Origin of the sequence: Aggregatibacter aphrophilus ATCC 33389 (assembly GCF_900636915.1) — a bacterium.
Classification (GTDB): domain Bacteria; phylum Pseudomonadota; class Gammaproteobacteria; order Enterobacterales; family Pasteurellaceae; genus Aggregatibacter; species Aggregatibacter aphrophilus.
Genome location: NZ_LR134327.1, coordinates 223,542 through 242,978 on the forward strand (window position 1 = coordinate 223,542; position 19,437 = coordinate 242,978).

General features: G+C 43.6%; 19 protein-coding genes. 15 read left to right on the forward strand and 4 right to left on the reverse strand.

Features of this window, described 5'->3' with window-relative positions:
* Positions 1 to 16: 16 nt before the first annotated feature.
* Positions 17 to 1,384, reverse strand: coding sequence for a CDP-diacylglycerol--serine O-phosphatidyltransferase (gene pssA / locus EL144_RS01155; protein ID WP_005702943.1), 1,368 nt, complete (start codon positions 1,382 to 1,384; stop codon positions 17 to 19).
* Between the two features lie 194 nt (positions 1,385 to 1,578).
* Here pssA and EL144_RS01160 point away from each other — a divergent pair, with 194 nt between their 5' ends.
* Positions 1,579 to 2,646, forward strand: a complete 1,068-nt coding sequence (locus tag EL144_RS01160; RefSeq protein WP_005702944.1) for a TrmH family RNA methyltransferase — start codon at positions 1,579 to 1,581, stop codon at positions 2,644 to 2,646.
* Positions 2,647 to 2,707: 61 nt separating this feature from the next.
* Here the strand turns inward: EL144_RS01160 and EL144_RS01165 are convergent, their stop codons facing one another.
* A complete protein-coding gene (locus EL144_RS01165; RefSeq protein WP_005702142.1) occupies positions 2,708 to 2,968 on the reverse strand; it encodes a YfhL family 4Fe-4S dicluster ferredoxin in 261 nt (86 codons plus the stop codon).
* Positions 2,969 to 3,035: 67 nt separating this feature from the next.
* Between EL144_RS01165 and EL144_RS01170 the strand changes: the two genes are divergently transcribed.
* From EL144_RS01170 to EL144_RS01195, 6 genes are all read left to right on the forward strand, one after another.
* Positions 3,036 to 3,731: a ribonuclease T2 family protein gene (locus EL144_RS01170; RefSeq protein WP_005702946.1), complete on the forward strand. Its 696-nt coding sequence runs from the start codon at positions 3,036 to 3,038 to the stop codon at positions 3,729 to 3,731.
* Between the two features lie 126 nt (positions 3,732 to 3,857).
* Positions 3,858 to 5,021 (forward strand): phosphoglycerate kinase, encoded by a 1,164-nt coding sequence (pgk, locus tag EL144_RS01175; RefSeq protein ID WP_032994752.1) that lies wholly within the window; start codon positions 3,858 to 3,860, stop codon positions 5,019 to 5,021.
* Between the two features lie 123 nt (positions 5,022 to 5,144).
* On the forward strand, positions 5,145 to 5,594 hold the full coding sequence (locus tag EL144_RS01180) for an Sbal_3080 family lipoprotein (RefSeq protein WP_032994754.1): 450 nt from the start codon (positions 5,145 to 5,147) through the stop codon (positions 5,592 to 5,594).
* A gap of 91 nt (positions 5,595 to 5,685) precedes the next feature.
* The gene (gene fbaA, locus EL144_RS01185) at positions 5,686 to 6,765 is read left to right on the forward strand and encodes a class II fructose-bisphosphate aldolase (RefSeq protein WP_005702948.1); all 1,080 of its coding nucleotides are present in this window, start codon (positions 5,686 to 5,688) and stop codon (positions 6,763 to 6,765) included.
* Positions 6,766 to 6,834: 69 nt separating this feature from the next.
* A complete protein-coding gene (locus EL144_RS01190) occupies positions 6,835 to 8,094 on the forward strand; it encodes an O-antigen ligase family protein (RefSeq protein ID WP_032994770.1) in 1,260 nt (419 codons plus the stop codon).
* Positions 8,081 to 9,034 carry an alpha/beta fold hydrolase gene (locus EL144_RS01195; RefSeq protein WP_005702950.1) on the forward strand — a complete coding sequence of 318 codons (954 nt, stop codon included), beginning with the start codon at positions 8,081 to 8,083 and terminating at the stop codon, positions 9,032 to 9,034. Before EL144_RS01190 ends, EL144_RS01195 begins: the two co-directional genes overlap by 14 nt.
* Here EL144_RS01195 and crcB read toward each other — a convergent pair.
* Positions 8,991 to 9,377: a fluoride efflux transporter CrcB gene (crcB, locus tag EL144_RS01200; protein ID WP_005702952.1), complete on the reverse strand. Its 387-nt coding sequence runs from the start codon at positions 9,375 to 9,377 to the stop codon at positions 8,991 to 8,993. The two genes, EL144_RS01195 and crcB, sit on opposite strands and share 44 nt — an antisense overlap.
* Positions 9,377 to 10,195: a Cof-type HAD-IIB family hydrolase gene (locus EL144_RS01205; protein WP_005702953.1), complete on the reverse strand. Its 819-nt coding sequence runs from the start codon at positions 10,193 to 10,195 to the stop codon at positions 9,377 to 9,379. Before EL144_RS01205 ends, crcB begins: the two co-directional genes overlap by 1 nt.
* Before the next feature lie 166 nt (positions 10,196 to 10,361).
* Here EL144_RS01205 and ilvG point away from each other — a divergent pair, with 166 nt between their 5' ends.
* The 8 genes from ilvG (at position 10,362) to EL144_RS01245 (ending at position 19,358) form a co-directional block, all read left to right on the forward strand.
* Positions 10,362 to 12,014, forward strand: a complete 1,653-nt coding sequence (gene ilvG, locus EL144_RS01210; protein WP_050332644.1) for an acetolactate synthase 2 catalytic subunit — start codon at positions 10,362 to 10,364, stop codon at positions 12,012 to 12,014.
* A 4-nt stretch (positions 12,015 to 12,018) separates the two neighbouring features.
* Positions 12,019 to 12,234, forward strand: coding sequence for an acetolactate synthase 2 small subunit (gene ilvM / locus EL144_RS01215; protein ID WP_005702956.1), 216 nt, complete (start codon positions 12,019 to 12,021; stop codon positions 12,232 to 12,234).
* Positions 12,234 to 12,866 carry a hypothetical protein gene (locus EL144_RS01220; protein WP_005702957.1) on the forward strand — a complete coding sequence of 211 codons (633 nt, stop codon included), beginning with the start codon at positions 12,234 to 12,236 and terminating at the stop codon, positions 12,864 to 12,866. The genes ilvM and EL144_RS01220 overlap by 1 nt, the downstream gene beginning before the upstream one ends.
* Positions 12,867 to 13,160: 294 nt before the next feature.
* Positions 13,161 to 14,999 carry a dihydroxy-acid dehydratase gene (ilvD, locus tag EL144_RS01225; protein WP_005702958.1) on the forward strand — a complete coding sequence of 613 codons (1,839 nt, stop codon included), beginning with the start codon at positions 13,161 to 13,163 and terminating at the stop codon, positions 14,997 to 14,999.
* Between the two features lie 213 nt (positions 15,000 to 15,212).
* Positions 15,213 to 16,754, forward strand: coding sequence for a threonine ammonia-lyase, biosynthetic (gene ilvA / locus EL144_RS01230; protein ID WP_050332647.1), 1,542 nt, complete (start codon positions 15,213 to 15,215; stop codon positions 16,752 to 16,754).
* A 144-nt stretch (positions 16,755 to 16,898) separates the two neighbouring features.
* The gene (locus EL144_RS01235; RefSeq protein ID WP_005702962.1) at positions 16,899 to 17,816 is read left to right on the forward strand and encodes a hypothetical protein; all 918 of its coding nucleotides are present in this window, start codon (positions 16,899 to 16,901) and stop codon (positions 17,814 to 17,816) included.
* Positions 17,817 to 17,818: 2 nt separating this feature from the next.
* A complete protein-coding gene (locus tag EL144_RS01240; protein ID WP_005702125.1) occupies positions 17,819 to 18,979 on the forward strand; it encodes a beta-ketoacyl-ACP synthase III in 1,161 nt (386 codons plus the stop codon).
* On the forward strand, positions 18,969 to 19,358 hold the full coding sequence (locus EL144_RS01245) for a hypothetical protein (RefSeq protein WP_005702124.1): 390 nt from the start codon (positions 18,969 to 18,971) through the stop codon (positions 19,356 to 19,358). The genes EL144_RS01240 and EL144_RS01245 overlap by 11 nt, the downstream gene beginning before the upstream one ends.
* The last annotated feature ends 79 nt before the right edge of the window (positions 19,359 to 19,437 follow it).

Consider the following 19,437-nt stretch of genomic DNA (forward strand, 5'->3'; position numbering starts at 1 on the left):
AAAACCACCGCACTTTCTACAAAATCATCTTCACTAATTTATCCGCTTTAACACGGGCAAATTTTTTCAGTAGCTTTTGTACCGGTGCCGGATATTGATCCATTTCTTCCAGTTCACTGTAGTGTTTTAACGCTGTAGTGTGTTGACGGATGTGTTCCAGTTCTTTTAACACTTGCGGGCGCAATTGATGTTGCGGATCATGAATGAACAAGCCATTTTCTGCATCTAACCGCCATGCACGTGGGTTAAGGTTATTACCGGTGAGTAAAATATAGTTATCATCCACCCAAATACCTTTCAGGTGATAAGTATTATCACCGTCTTTCCATAAACGAATAATCAATTGCCCTTCGGCAACTTCACGTTCAAATTTTTTACTAAAACGGCGTAAATTGCTTTCATACAAATATGGCAAAGCCCCCGCCATTTTGAACGGTTGCTCCGGCGGAATATAGAAATCATTGGCCACTTTATCGCCCACAATGATTTCTATTTTTTTGCCTTTGCGTAATAAATAACGGATTTTTTGTTGCAACGTATGCGGGAAATTGAAATACGGCGTGCAAATGGTGAGTTTATCTTCCACCAATTGGAATAAATCTTCAATCGTACAATTCAAAATATTGCCCGCGCCCCCCAAACCGAATAACGGCGTTACCGTTAATTCACTGCAAAAATCGACCGCACTTGGCAGTTTGTACTGCCCGTAAACAGACAGATTTTTACGGAAATGACGAATGCCTTGGCGAATCTCTTTGGTTTTCGGACGATTTACATTATCCAATGGCAATACGACATCGGAATCCAACAAATAATAGCGAATAAAATTCACCATAGTGTCGGCTAATACGGAGTTAGTGATTTTTTGGTAACGATCATAACGGTATTTTTCATTTTGTTGTAAATACACGTTATTAATGCTGGCGCCACTATAAAGCACGGTGTTATCAAACACAAAACCTTTGATGTGTAACACACCGAATACTTCGCGGGTGTTAATCGGCACGCCGAAAAACATATTCGGGTCATCGGCAAGTTGATATTTTTGGCGTTCTTCGCAATACCAATCGGCATTGGTGGCACTCTTCTCGGCACCCAATAAATTCCGCTGAGCGCGGTGCCAATCAATTAAAATTTTAACCTCAAGTTCAGGTTTATCTTGTTTAGCGCGATAAATTTCATCCAGAATTTCCTGTCCTGCCTCATCATTTTGCCAGTAAAGTGCGGTAACAATAATTCGGGTTTTCGCTTCTCGGATAAGTTGAATAATCTCACGTTTAAACGCTGCCGGACCATAAATAAATTCTACTTGTTCGGCGGCCAACGGCAAACACGGCAGGCTTTCAAGACGCTTTTTCGCGCGTTTTGTTTTATCTGTAAACATAAATCTGTTCTCTATAAAATACTCAATGAGTAAGAACGCTTAATCAGCTTAATTAGTGCGATAGTTTACAATATTTATCCCCCAACTTGGTAGAAAAAAGGCTAATTTTCGTTATAATGCTCACAATTTTATTGCAAAAATGAGCAAACTTCGTTCATTTCATTCCCATTCACCCTGCTATCGGCAACCCAATTATGAATCAAAATTCAACAAAACCCACTTTCAAATCAGCCCAAAAGTCTTTTTCTGAACGTAGTGTCGGTGACGACCGCCAAAAACGCGACAAAAATCGACCGCACTTTAATCGAGAAGAACAAGCTGCGCGCCAACCATTCAAGCAAGACAAACGTCGTGCCGACAAAACTAAGGATAAACGTGAATACGCTGAAAAAACACCGCGTGTTTATGAAAGTACGCTGAAAAAAGCCGGTGATACCGAGGGCCGCGTAAAAGTCATGGTGAAAAGTAGCCAATTTGACGAAAAAATCAAAGAGAAAAAAACCGGTCCACTATCACCAAGAGCGCCTGAAAAAATCAAGAAAAATCGGACCGAAGAAATAAAAGTGTATGGCGAGAATGCTTGTTTAGCCTTATTTGAAAAACGCCCCGGCAGTATTGTGCGCCTATGGGCGACAGTGCAAATGGCGCATAAAATCGGCGACATTTGTAGCTATTTAGCTGCGAATAAAAAGGTGTATCACATCGTTGATAGTGAAGAGCTTACCAAGGTCAGCGGCACCGAACATCACGGCGGCATTTGTATGTTGGTGAAAAAATCCCATCCGTTTACGTTGCAAGGCTATTTGGATGTGCCACATTCGGAGGACTGTTTGGTGCTGCTGGACGGTGTCAACAATGCACAAAATATCGGTGGCATTTTACGCACTTGCGCATTTTTCGGCGTGAAGCACATCATCACGGAAACCCCTGAAAGTCTTAACTCGCCAATTACATTACGCGTCGCGGAAGGCGGTGCGGAATATATCCGCGTGTTGGAAACTGCAGATACGCGTCATGCCTTAGCCGCATTACGCGCGGCCGATTATCAAATCGTGCATATTGCTACCGGTAAAAACGGCACATCATTGGATAAAGTGCGGTTAAAAAATAAAACGGTTTTTGTGCTAAGCGAAGGTTCAACGGAAGACTTGATAAATAAAGAAGATGAGCAAGTGCGCCTATCCTTTGCCAATCCATTGAAAAGCAACTTAAATGTAGCGGTAAATGCAGGAGTTTTGCTGGCGAAGTGGCATTTTAAATAAAAAAACATAACTTATCGGGCGTAGTAAAAACGCCCTGTTTTTTCACCGCACTTTTGGTGAATTACAACTTATCCGCGTGATGAATCAACACAAAGCGCTCCCAAAGTTCCTCTTCGGTTTCGATATGCGCCGGATCAGTGATGATACATTTGCTGATAGGACAAACCTTTTGACAGGTTGGAGTGTCATAATGGCCGACACATTCGGTGCAGAGCGCCGGATCGATGACATAGATCGCCTCCCCGATTGAAATTGCTTCATTCGGGCATTCCGGCAAGCACATATCGCAGTTAGTGCATTTGTCAGTAATGAGTAGAGCCATGATGTTCTCGGGGGAAATGAAAGGGGTCGGATTATAATCAATACGCTAACAAAATTAAAGGAATTTAATGAACGAAAAACGTATGTTGCTACTGTCTTTTTTTGTGGTGGCTTTTTTAATGTTTTTACTCGCCGGCTGGTATTATTTTTCCCAGCAGAAACAAGCGGTTGGTGTCGTTGTCGATCGGGATTACGACTACATTATGAAAAACGACCCCATCGGCCAAAATAAAAACGCGCAAACCGACTATTACACACTGGTACTTTCTTGGTCGCCGGCGTTTTGCGATCGTCAACGTAAACAATATGGCAACGAGTTGCCGAATTCACTGCAATACCAATGCGGTTTAACACAACAATTCGGTTGGATCATACACGGTTTATGGTCACAAAACAAACAAGCCAGACGTGTCAACGAGCATCCGCGTTTTTGCCAAGGCGATTTATCAAAATTACCGCAAGAACTCATCGAACGTTATTTGCCGGAAATGCCAAGCGCCAGTTTGTTACAAGGCGAATGGGAAAAACACGGCGCCTGTATCTTTGATAATGCCAAAGATTACTTTGAAAAAATCAAAAATTTATACCGCACTTTGAAGCTACCGAACTATGAATTAAGTCGTAACGAGCTGTTTAAATGGATGAAAAGCAATAACCCACAGCTCAAAAATGCGTATCTTGGCGCGGCGCGTAATGAATTGTTTATTTGTTACGATTTGGATTGGCAGGTGATGGATTGTCCGAGCAGTCGAACAGGATATTAGTTCTTTGGAACTCAAGGGGGAAATCGTTTGCCTAATGAATATTATTCAGGTTACAGACTACTCAGTTTCAGGTATAATCACTTCAGTATTTAATTTTTCATTTTAATCATACAAAAGAGGTAAATTATGTCAGTAATCAAAATGACCGATCTAGATTTAAGCGGAAAACGTGTTTTCATCCGTGCCGATCTTAATGTGCCGGTAAAAGACGGCAAAGTCACTTCTGATGCACGTATTCGTGCCACCATCCCAACCTTAAAATTAGCCTTGGAAAAAGGCGCAAAAGTGATGGTGACCTCCCACTTAGGTCGTCCGACCGAAGGTGAATTTAAACCTGAAGACTCCTTACAACCTGTCGTTGATTACTTAAACGAACACCTTGATGTGCCGGTACGTTTAGAGCGTGATTACCTCAATGGCGTTGATGTGAAAGCCGGTGAAATCGTTGTATTAGAAAACGTTCGTGTGAACAAAGGTGAGAAGAAAAACGATCCTGAATTATCCAAAAAATACGCCGCACTTTGTGATGTATTCATTATGGATGCATTCGGCACTGCACACCGCGCGCAAGCCTCTACTTACGGCGTAGCTGAATTTGCACCGGTTGCTTGTGCAGGTCCATTACTTGCAGCAGAACTTGATGCGCTTGGTAAAGCATTAAAAGAACCTGCCCGTCCAATGGTGGCTATCGTGGGTGGTTCTAAAGTATCAACCAAATTAGAAGTGTTAAACTCGCTTTCCAAAATTGCCGACCAAATTATCGTGGGTGGCGGTATCGCCAACACTTTCATTGCGGCAGCCGGTCATAACGTCGGTAAATCCTTATACGAAGCAGATTTAATCCCTGTAGCCAAAGAATTAGCGGTAAGCACCGACATTCCTGTACCGGTTGATGTTCGCGTGGGTACCGAGTTCTCCGAAACCGCACCGGCGACAGAAAAATCTGTGGCCGAAGTGAAAGATGACGAATCCATTTTCGATATCGGCGATAAATCTGCAGAACAACTTGCAGAAATTATCAAAAATGCAAAAACCGTATTATGGAACGGCCCGGTGGGTGTGTTTGAATTCCCGAACTTCCGCAAAGGTACGGAAATCATTTCTCACGCTATTGCCGATAGCGATGCTTTCTCTATCGCAGGCGGCGGTGACACCCTTGCAGCAATTGATTTGTTCGGCATTGCAGATAAAATTTCTTATATTTCTACCGGCGGCGGTGCATTCTTAGAGTTCGTCGAAGGCAAAGTCTTACCGGCTGTGGAAATTCTTGAGAAACGTGCGAAAAACTAACCGCGCTTTCTCTGCATAAGATAATAAACGATGGCACGCGTCTCCCGACGCGTGCTCATACTATAAAAATTAAGTTAATTATAAAATGTGCTAAACAGTACACATTATTACCTAGGAAAACTAATGTTTAAACTTATTTATTCTTGTCTACTTATTACTACTGTCAGCTTTTTATCATCAGGTTGTACTTCAATACAAGTAAATCCTATTAGTAGTGAAGAATTTAAAAATATACGTGAAATTTGTATAGTTAATAACCTAGAAGTAAAAATTGTAGATTTTGTACCAGTTCTAGAAAAACGTTTACAACAACATAAAATAGCAACACGAAAAATAAATGAAGTCGATGTTACTCAAAGTTGTGAATATGCTTTACGTTATTCAGCTAGACGCTCATGGGATATAACAACTTACCTCTCATGGGCAGAATTAAATCTGTTTAAACAAAATCAGCAAATCGCCAGTGCAGAGTACTCATTAGTAGCTAAAGGGGGGCTATCATTAATGAAATGGCAGTCCGTTGAAACTAAAATGAACCCTGTAATAGACCGATTACTAGGGTTGGCAAACTAATCTGTATATGTCGAAAGACGCGTTCTATCCATCGTATGGATTAAAAATCCACGCATCCTACAAAATTTTTAACGTAAAAGGAAACATAACTATGGTTAAATTATTAGATCTTGTCAAACCGGGCGTGCTTACCGGTGAAGATGTTCAAAAAGTATTTGCATACGCAAAAGAACACGGCTTCGCACTTCCTGCCGTGAACTGCGTTGGCTCCAACTCCGTTAATGCCGTTTTAGAAACGGCCGCACGTGTAAAAGCGCCTGTAATTATTCAATTTTCTAACGGTGGTGCAGCATTCTACGCAGGTAAAGGCATTAAACCGACCAGCGGAGCCCGTCCTGACGTATTAGGTGCGATTGCAGGTGCAAAACACGTTCATGCTTTAGCCAAAGAATACGGCGTACCGGTGATTTTACACACCGACCACGCAGCGAAAAAATTACTTCCATGGATCGATGGCTTACTTGAAGCCGGTGAAAAACACTTCGCAGAAACCGGTCGTCCATTATTCTCTTCCCACATGCTCGATCTTTCCGAAGAGCCAATGGAAGAAAACATGGCAATCTGCCGTGAATACCTTGCCCGTATGGACAAAATGGGTATGACTCTTGAAATCGAAATCGGTATCACCGGTGGTGAAGAAGATGGCGTGGATAACTCCGATGTAGATGAGTCTCGTTTATATACTCAACCGTCTGACGTGCTTTATGTTTACGATCAATTAAACCCAGTAAGCCCGAACTTTACCGTTGCCGCAGCATTCGGTAACGTACACGGCGTGTACAAACCGGGTAACGTAAAATTAAAACCGTCTATTTTAGGCGCAAGCCAAGAATTCGTGGCCAAAGAGCGCAATCTGCCGGCGAAACCAATTAATTTCGTCTTCCACGGCGGTTCCGGTTCTTCCCGTGAAGAAATTCGTGAAGCCATTGGTTACGGTGCGATCAAAATGAACATTGATACCGATACTCAATGGGCTGCATGGAATGGTATTTTAAGTTTCTACAAAGCGAACGAAGCGTATTTGCAAGGTCAATTAGGTAACCCTGAAGGCCCTGATGCACCAAACAAAAAATACTACGACCCACGCGTTTGGTTACGCAAAATGGAAGAATCTATGTCTAAACGCTTAGAACAATCTTTCGAAGACTTAAACTGTGTTGATGTTTTATAATTAACCAAAACACATTAAAATACGACCGCACTTCACTTTTAGTGCGGTTTTATTTTATTGATGATCATTATGCAGCTATCGAAACAAAAAACGTTATCCGTGATAGTAAATTTTACTATCGGCTTTTTCTTTTTATCCTTGTTAAGTATTAAGAATGGATACAATATTGCACCCGCACTACTTATTGTATTAGGCCTCGGTTACAGTATTTATGGCGTAATAAAAAAGTGGCAATGGTCGTTATCAAAAGAAGATAAAATGCTGATCTGCAGCTATCTTTTTTACTTTGCCACATTCGTTCTCTCATTTATTGTCCACCAAGGAAAAATCCGAGAATTGGATAATCCAAGTCGTGTATTGCTATTCATTCCGGTACTGCTATTGCTATTGCATATTCCACCACGCCTAAACACGGTGCTTTACGCGATTCCTTTAGGTGCAATGATTGCAGGCATCACAGCCATCTATGACAAGCTGGTATTGCACAGCAAAATGGCATTTAGTGTTCGTATTATGCACATTCAAGGTGGTGACATTGCGATGTCACTGGGAATGTTTAGCGTTGCTATCGGGTTTTATTTTTTTCAAAAAACACAATTAAAACAGACCGCACTTTGCACCTTTGCAGGATTATGTGGCATCCTTGGCAGCATTCTCTCTACCGCGCGAGGTGGCTGGATTGGTGTGCCGTTCATTCTCACCCTTATACTATGGGTTTATCGTCAACATCTTTCAAAACGATTTTTTCTTGGGCTATTTAGTATTTTAATTATTGCCGGCTTTGGTATTAACCAGCTACCGAATAATCGCATTGCTGAACGTGTTGCCGCCGCCGAATATGATATCAGTGCTTATTTACAAAGAAATGACGGTTCTACTTCTGTCGGTGCGCGATTTGATATGTGGAAAAGCGCATTATTAATGGCGCAAGAAAAACCGTGGCTAGGCTGGGGTGTGCAAGGCGTATCAGAAAAGCGTAAACAACAATTTGAGCAAGGCTTAATCAGCCAATTTGCGTCGGGTTTTAATCACGCCCATAATCAATATTTGGATGATTTATCCAAGCGCGGAATAGTAGGTTTATTGGCGTTAATCGGTGTGTTTTTCGTGCCATTTTATCTCTTTTGGCGAAATTTAAAGAGCTCCCATGCAGAACAGAAATTAGCAGGCTTACTTGGTGTCGTACATATTCTTTCCGTCATGTTTTACGGCATGAGCCAAGGTTTTTTCAGCCATAATTCCGGCAATATTTTCTATTTCTTTTTGGTTATCGTATTTTATGCGTTCACCAAACAACAACGACTTTTAGCCAAACATGCAACCGTTTAATAGCGCTCAATTACACCAATTCGCCGCCCAATACCCGTTGCAATATCTCAACGGGGAAAACGGCTGTCGACTGGCATACCGTCATTTTACTCATCATCCGACAGCGCGTGAGTTAGTGATCATGGTGAATGGTCGAGCGGAAAATATCTTGAAATGGACGGAATTGGCTTACGATTTTTATCAACAAGGCTATGACGTACTGGTTTTTGACCATCGCGGACAAGGTTATTCCCAACGTTTATTGAAAGACGGCGAAAAAGGTCATTTAGATGAGTTTCGTTTTTATGCCGAAGATATGGCAGAAATTATCGACAATCTGACCGCACTTTATCCTTATCCCAACCAATATATTTTGGCCCATTCCCTGGGTGCTTTAGTCACAACCTATTATTTAGCAAATTTCGACCACAGGATTCAACGTGCGGTGTTTTCTGCACCGTTTTTTGGCGTGCCGTTAAAACAGCCCGTACGTGATGAAATTCTGTTAAACATGATGATGTTGTGGGGGCAGGGAGAACGCTATGTGTTCGGCAAAGGACCATATAAACCCGCTAACCTACAGGAAAATAACCTCAGCCATGATGCCGCGCGAATGCAGTGGATGAATGAAGTGAATTTAGCCAATCCAAACATTCGTTTGGGCGGACCGACATTCCGTTGGGTGCATTTATGTTTAAATGCCATCAAACATCTGCCGAAAATCATTCGTCGGGTGGAAACGCCGGTATTAGTGTTTGAAGCGGAAGAGGAAAAGATCGTGGACAATAAAACGCTAGAAAAACTGACCGCACTTTTTGCTCATGGGCGCCTGCGCAAAATCGCCCGAACCAAACATGAAATCCTGTTTGAAACGGATGATATTCGCACACCGACATTGCAGCATATTTATGCGTTTCTTACTTCAACGCGTAGCGAACAAGTAATAAACCCAATAAAGTAAACAACAAACTGCCCATCACGTGCGCGGCAATCAAGCCCATGCCGACACCAAATTTGCCGTTAAACAAATTGTTCACCACTTCAATGGAAAATGAGGAAAAGGTGGTTAAACTGCCAAGAAAGCCCGTCACCAAGAACAACTTCCACTCTTCTGAAATTTGCGGAAAGAACCAAAATAACGCGAATAACGCACCGATAATGAAACAACCCGCATAATTGGCAATCAGCGTACCGAAAGAAAAAGCGGCAAACAACGGATTAAGTACAATACTTAACCCCCAACGTAAACAGGCACCAAGTGCGGCGCCACTGCTGATGAAAAGTAAAGTGGAAAGAATTGGCATTAATAAATCCCGAAAATTGCCCGCAAGTAAGTAGCGACGGCTTCGTCTGTGTTACGACCAATAGTTTCCAACTGCGGACAATTTTTTATCAAACGCGGATCAGCGTTGCCCATGATGCACCCTTTTCCCACCTCCGATAACATTTCCACATCATTCATACCATCACCAAAGGCGATACAGTCCTGCAAGCCATAATCCCGCGCCTGAACGACTTGGGCAAGTGCGGTGGCTTTTGACACATTTTTATTCATCACTTCCAAGCAACTCGGCGTGGAATAGGTGATGCTAGTTTGCGCACCGAAACGATCGCGCAATTGATGTTCCAATTCCACCAAATCTGCCGGTGTGCGGGCAATAAAAAACACTTTTTCCGTATCGCGACCGTGGTGCTGTTTAAAATCCACCACGTCGTACATAAAGCCCGAGTCTTTGTGATATTTATAAAGCTCAGGAATGTCTTTGTTGATAAACCAGCCATCAGCCTGATAGCTGTTCACACATACCCGTGTATCATCAAACGGCAAATTCATCACTTGATAAGCAATCTCTTCCGGCAAGGAATTATTTAGCAACAGCTCCCCTTGCAAATTATGCGCTTGGGCACCGTTTGAAGTAATCAGCACCGCCTCCTTCACCTTAGTTTTCTTCAAAATACTCGACACATCAAAGTAATTACGCCCCGTGGCAAGAACAATATCCACCTTACTGTCATACAGGCGCTCCAAGGTTTGCGCGGTAAAATCACCGACCACATGATCCCCGTTGAGTAATGTACCATCCATATCCGAAACAATGGCGCGATAAGGAAGTTTTTGCATAATTTGTCACCTCAAATGAAATAATAACTAATGGTAGCAAATTTTATATAAAAATATTTGATGTTTTCTTGAATTTTTTTAAGAAATGTAATAAAAGATTAAACCTTCACACTGTAGAAAAACTCCCCTCCTAAATTAACGATAACAACTGAAAATAACGACGAAAATGAATGGTGCAAATTTAATAATCGAGTGCTTAAAAGCACATCATGTAAACACAATCTTCGGCTACCCCGGCGGCGCCATCATGCCAACCTACGATGCAATTTATGATTCCGGCTTAGATCACCTACTTTGTCGCAACGAACAAGGCGCAGCCATGGCGGCCATCGGCTATGCTCGAGCGTCCGGCAAGGTCGGCGTATGTATCGCCACCTCCGGCCCCGGCGCAACCAATTTAGTGACCGGTTTAGGCGATGCCTTAATGGACTCCATTCCTATCGTTGCCATTACAGGCCAAGTCGCCTCCCCGCTTATCGGCACCGACGCCTTTCAGGAAGCGGATGTACTCGGTTTATCCCTTGCCTGCACCAAACACAGCTTCATTGTACAAAATATTGAAGAATTACCTGAAATTATCGCCAAGGCCTTTGAAATCGCCAAAAGTGGCAGACCGGGCCCGGTATTAGTCGATGTGCCGAAAGACGTCCAACTTGCACCGACCACAGCAAAACCTATCGTTAATTCACCGCAAAAAATGACCGCACTTTGTGATGCGCATTTAGCCCAAGCCATCGAATTATTACAACAAACCAAACGCCCGATGGCTTACATCGGCGGAGGTGTGGGCATGGCAGGTGCCGTTCCGGCATTGCGTTATTTCTTACACACGACCCAAATGCCAAATATCGTGACCTTAAAAGGGCTTGGCACGGTATCGCCCGACGATCCTTATTATCTCGGTATGATCGGTATGCACGGCACCAAAGCCGCTAACTACGCCACCCAAAAAGCCGATTTATTGCTCGTATTCGGCGCGCGTTTTGATGACCGCGTAACCGGCAAACTCGACACCTTCGCGCCACACGCCAAAGTGATTCATGTGGACATCGACGGTGCCGAATTAGGCAAATTGCGCCGCCCTGATGTGGCACTACGAGGCCATTTAATCACCACATTGGAAAGCCTTAGCATGCCGCTTGATATTGCCCCTTGGCAACAAACCGTCGCGCAATATAAACAACAATTTGCGTTCAGCTACGGCGAACATTGTGGCGAACAACTCATCAACCCGTTATGGTTGCTCAACAGCATTTCACGCAAAAAAACACCGAAAACCATCGTCGTGACCGATGTGGGACAACATCAAATGTGGTCAGCGTTACACGTGCAACATCACGCACCGGAAAACTTCATCACCTCCGCCGGTTTCGGTACCATGGGTTTCGGTTTGCCGGCCGCCATCGGTGCGAAAAAAGCCCGCCCGGAAGATGAAGTGATTTTAGTCAGTGGTGATGGCTCCATCATGATGAATATTCAAGAGCTCGGCTCCATTGGTCGTGGCAAAGCCCCAATTAAAATCGTGTTATTGGATAACCAACGTCTCGGCATGGTGCGCCAATGGCAATCCCTCTTCTTCAATGCGCGTCACAGTAGCACGATTCTAGACGACAACCCGGATTTCGTGGTGCTCGCCTCGGCGTTCGGCATTAAAGGGGAACGCATTGATTCCGCCCATCAAGTGGATGCCGCACTAGAACGTTTATTCAACAGCCAAGAGGCTTATTTATTGCATATTTGCATCCATTCCGACGAAAACGTGTGGCCGTTAGTGCCGCCGGGCGCGTGCAACGCAGATATGTTGGAAAGTATGGAGTAATCACATGGAACACCAAATCGAACTCACAGCCCAACACCGCCCCGAAGTGCTCGAACGCATTCTCCGCGTCATCCGCCACCGTGGTTTCACCGTAACCCAAATGGATATGCAACTGATTGACGACAAAGTGCGCTTAAAATTCACCGTAAAATCTGACCGCATTTTGGATTTGTTAGTCAGTCAGTTGGAGAAAATTTATGATGTGGTGGAGATTAAATAATGAAAAAAATTATCTTCCTCTTTATTTCTGTTTTCTTCTTTATTGGATGTACAACCAATAAAGAAGAAATATCTAAGAAAACAGAGGTGATCCAAGCCTTTTTTATTGCAAACAATAATATTTATGTCATAGGAGATTTAAATAGCTATCAATTCTCTTCTTCTAAATCTGAAGATGTGCAGCATTTCATTAATTTTTTGAATTCTAAAGATATGAAAGCCTTTAAGGAAGCACATATAGATCGAATTGAAAAAAATAGCGAAGATAACAAAATTAAAGCATTTATATCTATTGAACTTGATAGCGAAAAGTTGACTGAAAAGGAAAGACAAAGCTTATTTAATAAGCCTGATGTTTATAAATCTTCTCAAGGAAATCCTGATTTATTTTTTGGAATAAGTCATGGTGAGCTTGTAAAACTTCAGAACAAAGATGAAATCCTGATGAAGGGAAAACTCTCTAAACCATTAAAAACAAACTTTATTGAGTATAAAAATACAAGAGGATTTGATAGAGGTCCAGATGCTCCATCGCCAGGATTATTAGCTGCTTTTACTGTTGGTGCGATTGTAGTGATTCCATTAGCAATTATTTCATTGCCATTTCAAGCAATAGATTCTTTATCTAACTAATTGTATTTATAAACTTAATTTTATTGAATAATTTCTCAGTATTATCTTCTGCCAAATCTCCCCTAACCCCTCTTTGCTAAAGAGGGGAATACATTGGAAGATTTTAATATGGTCTCGCAAATTTAATATTGAAATATCAATAAAATGAGACATAAATGAGCCAAATAAAATTAATGGCTAAAGCCCCCCTCTTTAGCAAAGAGGGGTTAGGGGAGATTTGACAGTCTTAGTTAACGAAGAAATTAATCATACACAAAAAACCTTAACGAAAATTTACTTGGAGAATATATAACAATGCCAAAACTACGCTCAGCGACCAGTACACAAGGTCGTAATATGGCGGGTGCACGTGCCTTATGGCGTGCCACAGGAATGAAAGAAAATGACTTCGGAAAACCCATTATTGCGGTAGTGAACTCCTTCACCCAATTCGTCCCGGGGCATGTGCATTTAAAAGACATGGGACAACTGGTCGCGGCGGAAATTGAAAAAGCTGGCGGCGTGGCAAAAGAATTCAACACCATTGCGGTGGATGACGGTATTGCCATGGGACATGGCGGGATGCTGTATTCCCTACCAAGCCGTGATTTGATTGCAGACAGCGTGGAGTATATGGTAAACGCCCACTGCGCCGATGCCATGGTGTGTATTTCCAACTGTGACAAAATTACCCCGGGAATGTTGATGGCGGCAATGCGCCTGAATATCCCGGCGATTTTTGTTTCCGGTGGCCCAATGGAAGCCGGCAAAACCAAGTTATCGGATCAACTGATTCGTTTAGACTTAGTTGATGCGATGATTGAAGCGGCGGATCCTAATGTCAGTGATGAGCGTATTGATGCTATTGAACGTAGTGCCTGCCCGACTTGTGGCTCCTGCTCAGGGATGTTCACTGCCAACTCCATGAACTGTTTAACGGAAGCACTCGGTTTGAGTTTACCGGGCAACGGTTCTATGCTTGCCACACACGCCGACCGTAAAGAATTATTCTTAAAAGCCGGTCGCCAAATTGTGGAACTGTGCAAACGTTATTACGAACAGGACGATGAAAGCGTATTGCCTCGTTCTATCGGCACCTTTGACGCTTTTGAAAACGCTATGAGCTTAGATATCGCCATGGGCGGTTCCAGTAACACCGTTTTACACTTACTCGCAGCGGCTCAAGAAGCGGGCGTAGATTTCAAAATGTCAGACATCGACCGCTTATCCCGTGTTGTGCCTTGTTTGAGCAAAATTGCGCCGAACACCAACAAATACCACATGGAAGACGTACACCGTGCAGGCGGAATTATGGGCTTATTGGGCGAATTGGATCGCGCCGGTTTAATTCACCACCACACCAAAACCGTGTTGGGTATGACGTTGGAAGAACAATTAAATCAATACGATATCATCCGTAACCAAGACGAAGCATTACACAAATTCTTCCGTGCCGGCCCGGCAGGCATTCGCACTACCCAAGCCTTCTCACAAGATTGTCGTTGGGACAGCGTGGACGATGACCGTGTAAGCGGCTGTATCCGCAACAAAGAAAATGCGATTTCTAAAGAAGGTGGCTTAGCCGTCTTGTTCGGGAACATTGCCGAAGACGGTTGTATCGTCAAAACCGCGGGCGTGGATGAGTCTATCTGGAAATTCACCGGTCGAGCCATCGTGTTTGAAAGCCAAGAAGATGCCGTTGCCGGGATTTTAGGCGGCAAAGTCAAAGAAGGTCATGTCGTCATGATTCGCTATGAAGGCCCGAAAGGCGGCCCGGGCATGCAAGAAATGCTCTATCCGACCAGCTATTTAAAATCCATGGGCTTAGGCAAAAAATGCGCCTTGTTAACGGACGGACGTTTCTCCGGCGGCACATCCGGCTTATCCATCGGCCATGCCTCGCCTGAAGCGGCTTCCGGTGGCGCTATCGGTTTAGTACAGGATGACGACATTATCGAAATCGATATTCCGAACCGCGCGATTAACCTCAACATCAGCGATGAAGAATTAGCTAAACGCCGTACCGAGCGAGATGCCAAAGGTTGGCAACCGGCGCACCGTGAACGTGAAGTGTCTTTCGCCTTAAAAGTGTTTGGCCACTTCGCCACGTCCGCAGATAAAGGCGCCGTGCGTGATAAAAGTCTATTAAAATAAAAATTGTCGGGACAGGCTTTATGCCTGTCCTTATCAATATCGAACAGGGACAGGTATAAAACCTGTCCCTACAACAAAATTCAATAAAGTGCGGTCATTTTTCTGAGTGTTTTTTTAATGGTTAGAAAAATAACCGCGCTTACAAGATGGGATTTCTCCCACCGTTTAACATGAATGAATAACCTGGTGGGCCAAATCCCGCCTTACGATACTATGAAAAATCTACTTACAAACCCACAACCGAGCCAAAGTGATTATATTAACGCCATCGTCAAACTGGGCTCCCGTGTTTATGAAGCGGCGACGGTCACGCCGTTACAAAAAATGGGCAAATTATCCGACCGTCTGCATAACCATATTTGGATTAAGCGTGAAGACCGCCAGCCGGTTAACAGCTTCAAGCTACGTGGCGCCTATGCCATGATCTCCACCCTGTCTGATGAACAAAAGCACGCCGGTGTGATCGCAGCGTCGGCAGGTAACCATGCACAAGGTGTGGCATTATCGGCAAAACAACTCGGCTTAAAAGCTCTTATCGTGATGCCACAAAACACCCCAAGCATTAAAGTGGATGCGGTGCGTGGTTTTGGTGGTGAAGTGTTATTGCACGGCGCCAATTTCGATGAAGCCAAGGCCAAAGCCATTCAGCTTGCAAAAGAAAAAAACATGACGTTTATTCCGCCCTTCGACCATCCGTTAGTGATTGCGGGCCAAGGCACGCTGGCTATGGAAATGTTACAACAAGTGGCGGATTTGGATTATGTCTTCGTGCAAGTCGGCGGTGGCGGTTTGGCGGCCGGTGTGGCAATTTTACTCAAACAATTTATGCCGGAAATTAAAGTCATCGGCGTGGAATCCAAAGATTCTGCCTGCCTAACTGTCGCATTAGAAAAAGGCGAACCGACGGATTTAGCACACGTTGGCTTATTCGCCGACGGCGTAGCGGTAAAACGTATCGGTGATGAAACTTTCCGCCTGTGCCAACGCTATTTAGACGACACGGTGTTAGTGGACAGCGATGAAGTGTGCGCTGCCATGAAGGACCTGTTTGAAAATGTCCGCGCGGTGTCAGAGCCCTCAGGTGCATTAGGCTTAGCCGGTCTGAAAAAATACGTCAAACAACACAACATTCAAGGCAAAAACATGGCAGCGATTTTGTCCGGCGCCAACTTGAATTTCCACACCCTTCGCTATGTGTCCGAACGTTGCGAAATCGGTGAAAATCGCGAAGCTTTACTTGCCGTGACGATGCCGGAACAGCCGGGTAGCTTCTTAAAATTCGTCCACGTACTAGGCAGTCGTGCTGTAACGGAATTCAGCTACCGTTATGCTGATGACAAACACGCCTGTGTCTTCGTGGGAGTTCGCACGGCAGATGAACAGGAAAAAGCCGACATCATCGCCGATCTCACACAAAATGGCTTTGATGTGGAAGATATGTCCGACGATGATATCGCCAAAACCCACGTTCGTTATTTAATGGGTGGACGGGTTGAGAATCACGGCGAACGCCTGTACACCTTTGAATTCCCGGAACAAAAAGGCGCATTGTTGAAATTCCTTGAAACCTTAGGCGGACGCTGGAACATTTCCCTTTTCCACTACCGCGCCCACGGTGCCGACTACGGCAACATTCTCGCCGGATTCCAATTGGAGCAAGACGATGCCGGCGAGTTTGAACACGCCTTGGAAGCCTTGGGATATGTCTATCAGGATGTGACCGACAGCAAGTCCTACCGTTATTTCTTACGTTAAAAATACAACAAAAAATGACCACACTTTAGGCCGAAAAGTGCGGTCATTTTTATTGGCATTTCGTTCAAATGCCCGAAAATGATTAAAAATACGCCGAAAATAAGATAAAATGCAAGCTGGTTTTTATCTTGATATTTTTAATCTATGCCTGAACCCCCAAAACACATTTTAGTGGTTTCTTATTCCCAAACCGGCCAGCTTAACGAATTGACAAAACACTTTCTTCAACCGTTAAAACAACAAAACGTTATCATTGAAGAATGTCAAATTCATCCGCTGAAGCCCTATGTGTTCCCGTGGAAATTTATGTCGTTCTTTAACCAATTTCCGGAATCGGTACATTTAATACCGGCACCTATTGAGCCACCAACACTTGAACGGAAAACCTATGATTTAGTTATCATTGCTTATAGCGTTTGGTTTTTATCACCTTCGCAGCCAATAACAGCATTTTTACAATCAGAACAGGCAAAAGCTCTAAAAAACACACCGGTGATCACACTTATCGGCTGTCGCAATATGTGGTTAATGGCGCAGGAAAAAATGAAAAAAATGCTGACCGCACTTGGTGCAAACTTGATTGGCAATGTCGTGAAAACCGATCAATCCAACGCATGGGCCAGTTTTATTACAACGCCAATGTGGCTACTGACAGGGGAAAAACAATATTTTTCATGGTTACCCGCTGCCGGTATTAGCAACGCAGACATGTTGGACATGCAGCGGTTTGGCACCCGATTAGCTCATATATTGACGAAAAATCAGCCGTTAGATAAATCACTCTTTCAGAATATGGAGGCTGTGAAAATTGATGAAAAACTCATGATGAGCGAAAAAGTTGGCCATCGTAGCTTTTATCTTTGGGGAAAATTGCTATTAAAGTGCGGTCAAATTTCACCACGTTTTCGCAAGATTGTGCTCTATTTTTATATTGTCTTTTTGATTATACTCATTCTTACTGTTGTGCCGCTTTCAGCGGTAATAAAACGCTTACTTAAACCACTATTAAAAGAAAAATTAGCGCGTCAAAGACGCTATTTTGCCGAACCTTCAGGGGAATAAAGTTGACTGTATTAACTGATGTTTATATCAATCGTGTCGGTGTTTTTCTACCGAATCAGCCCGTTGATAACGATCACATAGAGCAGGTGTTAGGCATGGCGGGTGATACGCCTTCCCGTGTGCGTAAAATGATTTTGCGCTCTAATGCCATAAAAACTCGTTATTACGCCATTGACCCGCATACCCGCGCCACTACGCACACCGGTGCAGAGCTCGCGGCAGAAGCAATCAAACACCTGATCGTGCAAGGTATGAATGTTAATGATATAAGTTGTTTGGCATGTGCTACCTCCTCTCCCGATCAAATCATGCCGGGACAAGGCGTGATGATTCATGGCTTAATTCCTAATGCACCTCCTTACGAAGTCATCACTACCGCCGGGATTTGCGTTGCCGGTATGACTGCGATGAAACACGCCTACAATGCCATTCGCACCGGCGAACACCAAGGCGCCGTTGCCGTAGCGTCCGAAACATCTTCCGCTATGGGACGTGGGGAATATTTTCAAGCGGAAATTAATCAGAAACAATTAGAAGACGCCAAGCCTGAAATTGGCTTTGAAAAAGATTTTCTGCGTTGGATGCTTTCTGATGGTGCAGGTGCGGTGCAACTGAGCAATCAACCTAATCCACAAGGCGTTAGCCTAAAAATTCATTGGATTGATCTCATTTCTTACGCCAACGAAATGCCCGTGTGTATGTATGCGGGGGCAGAAATTCGTGATAATCAATTCATCGGTTGGAAAAGCGTCAGCACGCAGGAACGTGAAGCTCGCAACTTAATGTCAGCCAAACAAGACGTGAAACTGCTCAATGAAAATATCGTGCATTACACGGTGGAAAAAGCACTACTACGTTTGATCGAAAAATATAACCTGAAAGCCGAAGATATTGATTACTTTTTACCACATTATTCTTCGGGCTTTTTTCGTGACAAATTGTTGGACGGGCTGAAAAATATCAATTTCGTCATTCCGCAAGAAAAATGGTTTACTAACTTGGAAACGAAAGGGAATACAGGTTCAGCATCTATCTATATTATTTTGCAAGAATTTTTAGAGAAATACCCGCTTAAAAACGGACAAAAAGTGTTGTGTTACATCCCGGAAAGCGGGCGTTTTTCCTCTTGTTTTATGCTACTCGAGGTGGTTAATGGAAATTAACGATATCCCGCAAGACAACAGCAAAATCTTTCGTGGACAATGTAAAGTGGTCTATGCCACCAAAAACGGCAACTACCAAACCGCTACCACTAACGGCTGGGAAACGGAAGAATTCGCTACCGAACAAGCGGTGGAAGAGCTCAACCAACTTACTAACGAAGCGTTAGACGCTGTAAAACGTGGCGAAAAGTCACCGCTCTTTTATTATATGTACCGCTACCGCTTCGACCTCATCGGTCTTTCCCAAGCCACCGGCTTTTGGCAATGGCAAATCAAACGACACTTTAAACCAAGCGTGTTTGCCAAATTGTCGGATAAGGTATTGGGAAGATATGCGGAGGTGTTTGGAGTGTCAATTTCGACATTAAAAGATATCTAAATTAAAAGAATAACGGTTATATATTAATTCTTATGAACAATTTCCAACATCAGCACACGGCTCACTGCGAAAGTGGTGT

Coding starts and splice junctions, on each gene's coding strand:
- ilvD (WP_005702958.1), top strand. CDS start 13,161: ATGCCAAAACTACGCTCAGCGACCAGTACACAAGGTCGTAATATGGCG.
- ilvG (WP_050332644.1), top strand. CDS start 10,362: ATGAATGGTGCAAATTTAATAATCGAGTGCTTAAAAGCACATCATGTA.
- EL144_RS01195 (WP_005702950.1), top strand. CDS start 8,081: ATGCAACCGTTTAATAGCGCTCAATTACACCAATTCGCCGCCCAATAC.
- crcB (WP_005702952.1), bottom strand. CDS start 9,377: ATGCCAATTCTTTCCACTTTACTTTTCATCAGCAGTGGCGCCGCACTT.
- EL144_RS01205 (WP_005702953.1), bottom strand. CDS start 10,195: ATGCAAAAACTTCCTTATCGCGCCATTGTTTCGGATATGGATGGTACA.
- ilvM (WP_005702956.1), top strand. CDS start 12,019: ATGGAACACCAAATCGAACTCACAGCCCAACACCGCCCCGAAGTGCTC.
- pgk (WP_032994752.1), top strand. CDS start 3,858: ATGTCAGTAATCAAAATGACCGATCTAGATTTAAGCGGAAAACGTGTT.
- EL144_RS01245 (WP_005702124.1), top strand. CDS start 18,969: ATGGAAATTAACGATATCCCGCAAGACAACAGCAAAATCTTTCGTGGA.
- EL144_RS01235 (WP_005702962.1), top strand. CDS start 16,899: ATGCCTGAACCCCCAAAACACATTTTAGTGGTTTCTTATTCCCAAACC.
- EL144_RS01190 (WP_032994770.1), top strand. CDS start 6,835: ATGCAGCTATCGAAACAAAAAACGTTATCCGTGATAGTAAATTTTACT.
- EL144_RS01180 (WP_032994754.1), top strand. CDS start 5,145: ATGTTTAAACTTATTTATTCTTGTCTACTTATTACTACTGTCAGCTTT.
- EL144_RS01160 (WP_005702944.1), top strand. CDS start 1,579: ATGAATCAAAATTCAACAAAACCCACTTTCAAATCAGCCCAAAAGTCT.
- EL144_RS01170 (WP_005702946.1), top strand. CDS start 3,036: ATGAACGAAAAACGTATGTTGCTACTGTCTTTTTTTGTGGTGGCTTTT.
- ilvA (WP_050332647.1), top strand. CDS start 15,213: ATGAAAAATCTACTTACAAACCCACAACCGAGCCAAAGTGATTATATT.
- EL144_RS01165 (WP_005702142.1), bottom strand. CDS start 2,968: ATGGCTCTACTCATTACTGACAAATGCACTAACTGCGATATGTGCTTG.
- fbaA (WP_005702948.1), top strand. CDS start 5,686: ATGGTTAAATTATTAGATCTTGTCAAACCGGGCGTGCTTACCGGTGAA.
- pssA (WP_005702943.1), bottom strand. CDS start 1,384: ATGTTTACAGATAAAACAAAACGCGCGAAAAAGCGTCTTGAAAGCCTG.
- EL144_RS01220 (WP_005702957.1), top strand. CDS start 12,234: ATGAAAAAAATTATCTTCCTCTTTATTTCTGTTTTCTTCTTTATTGGA.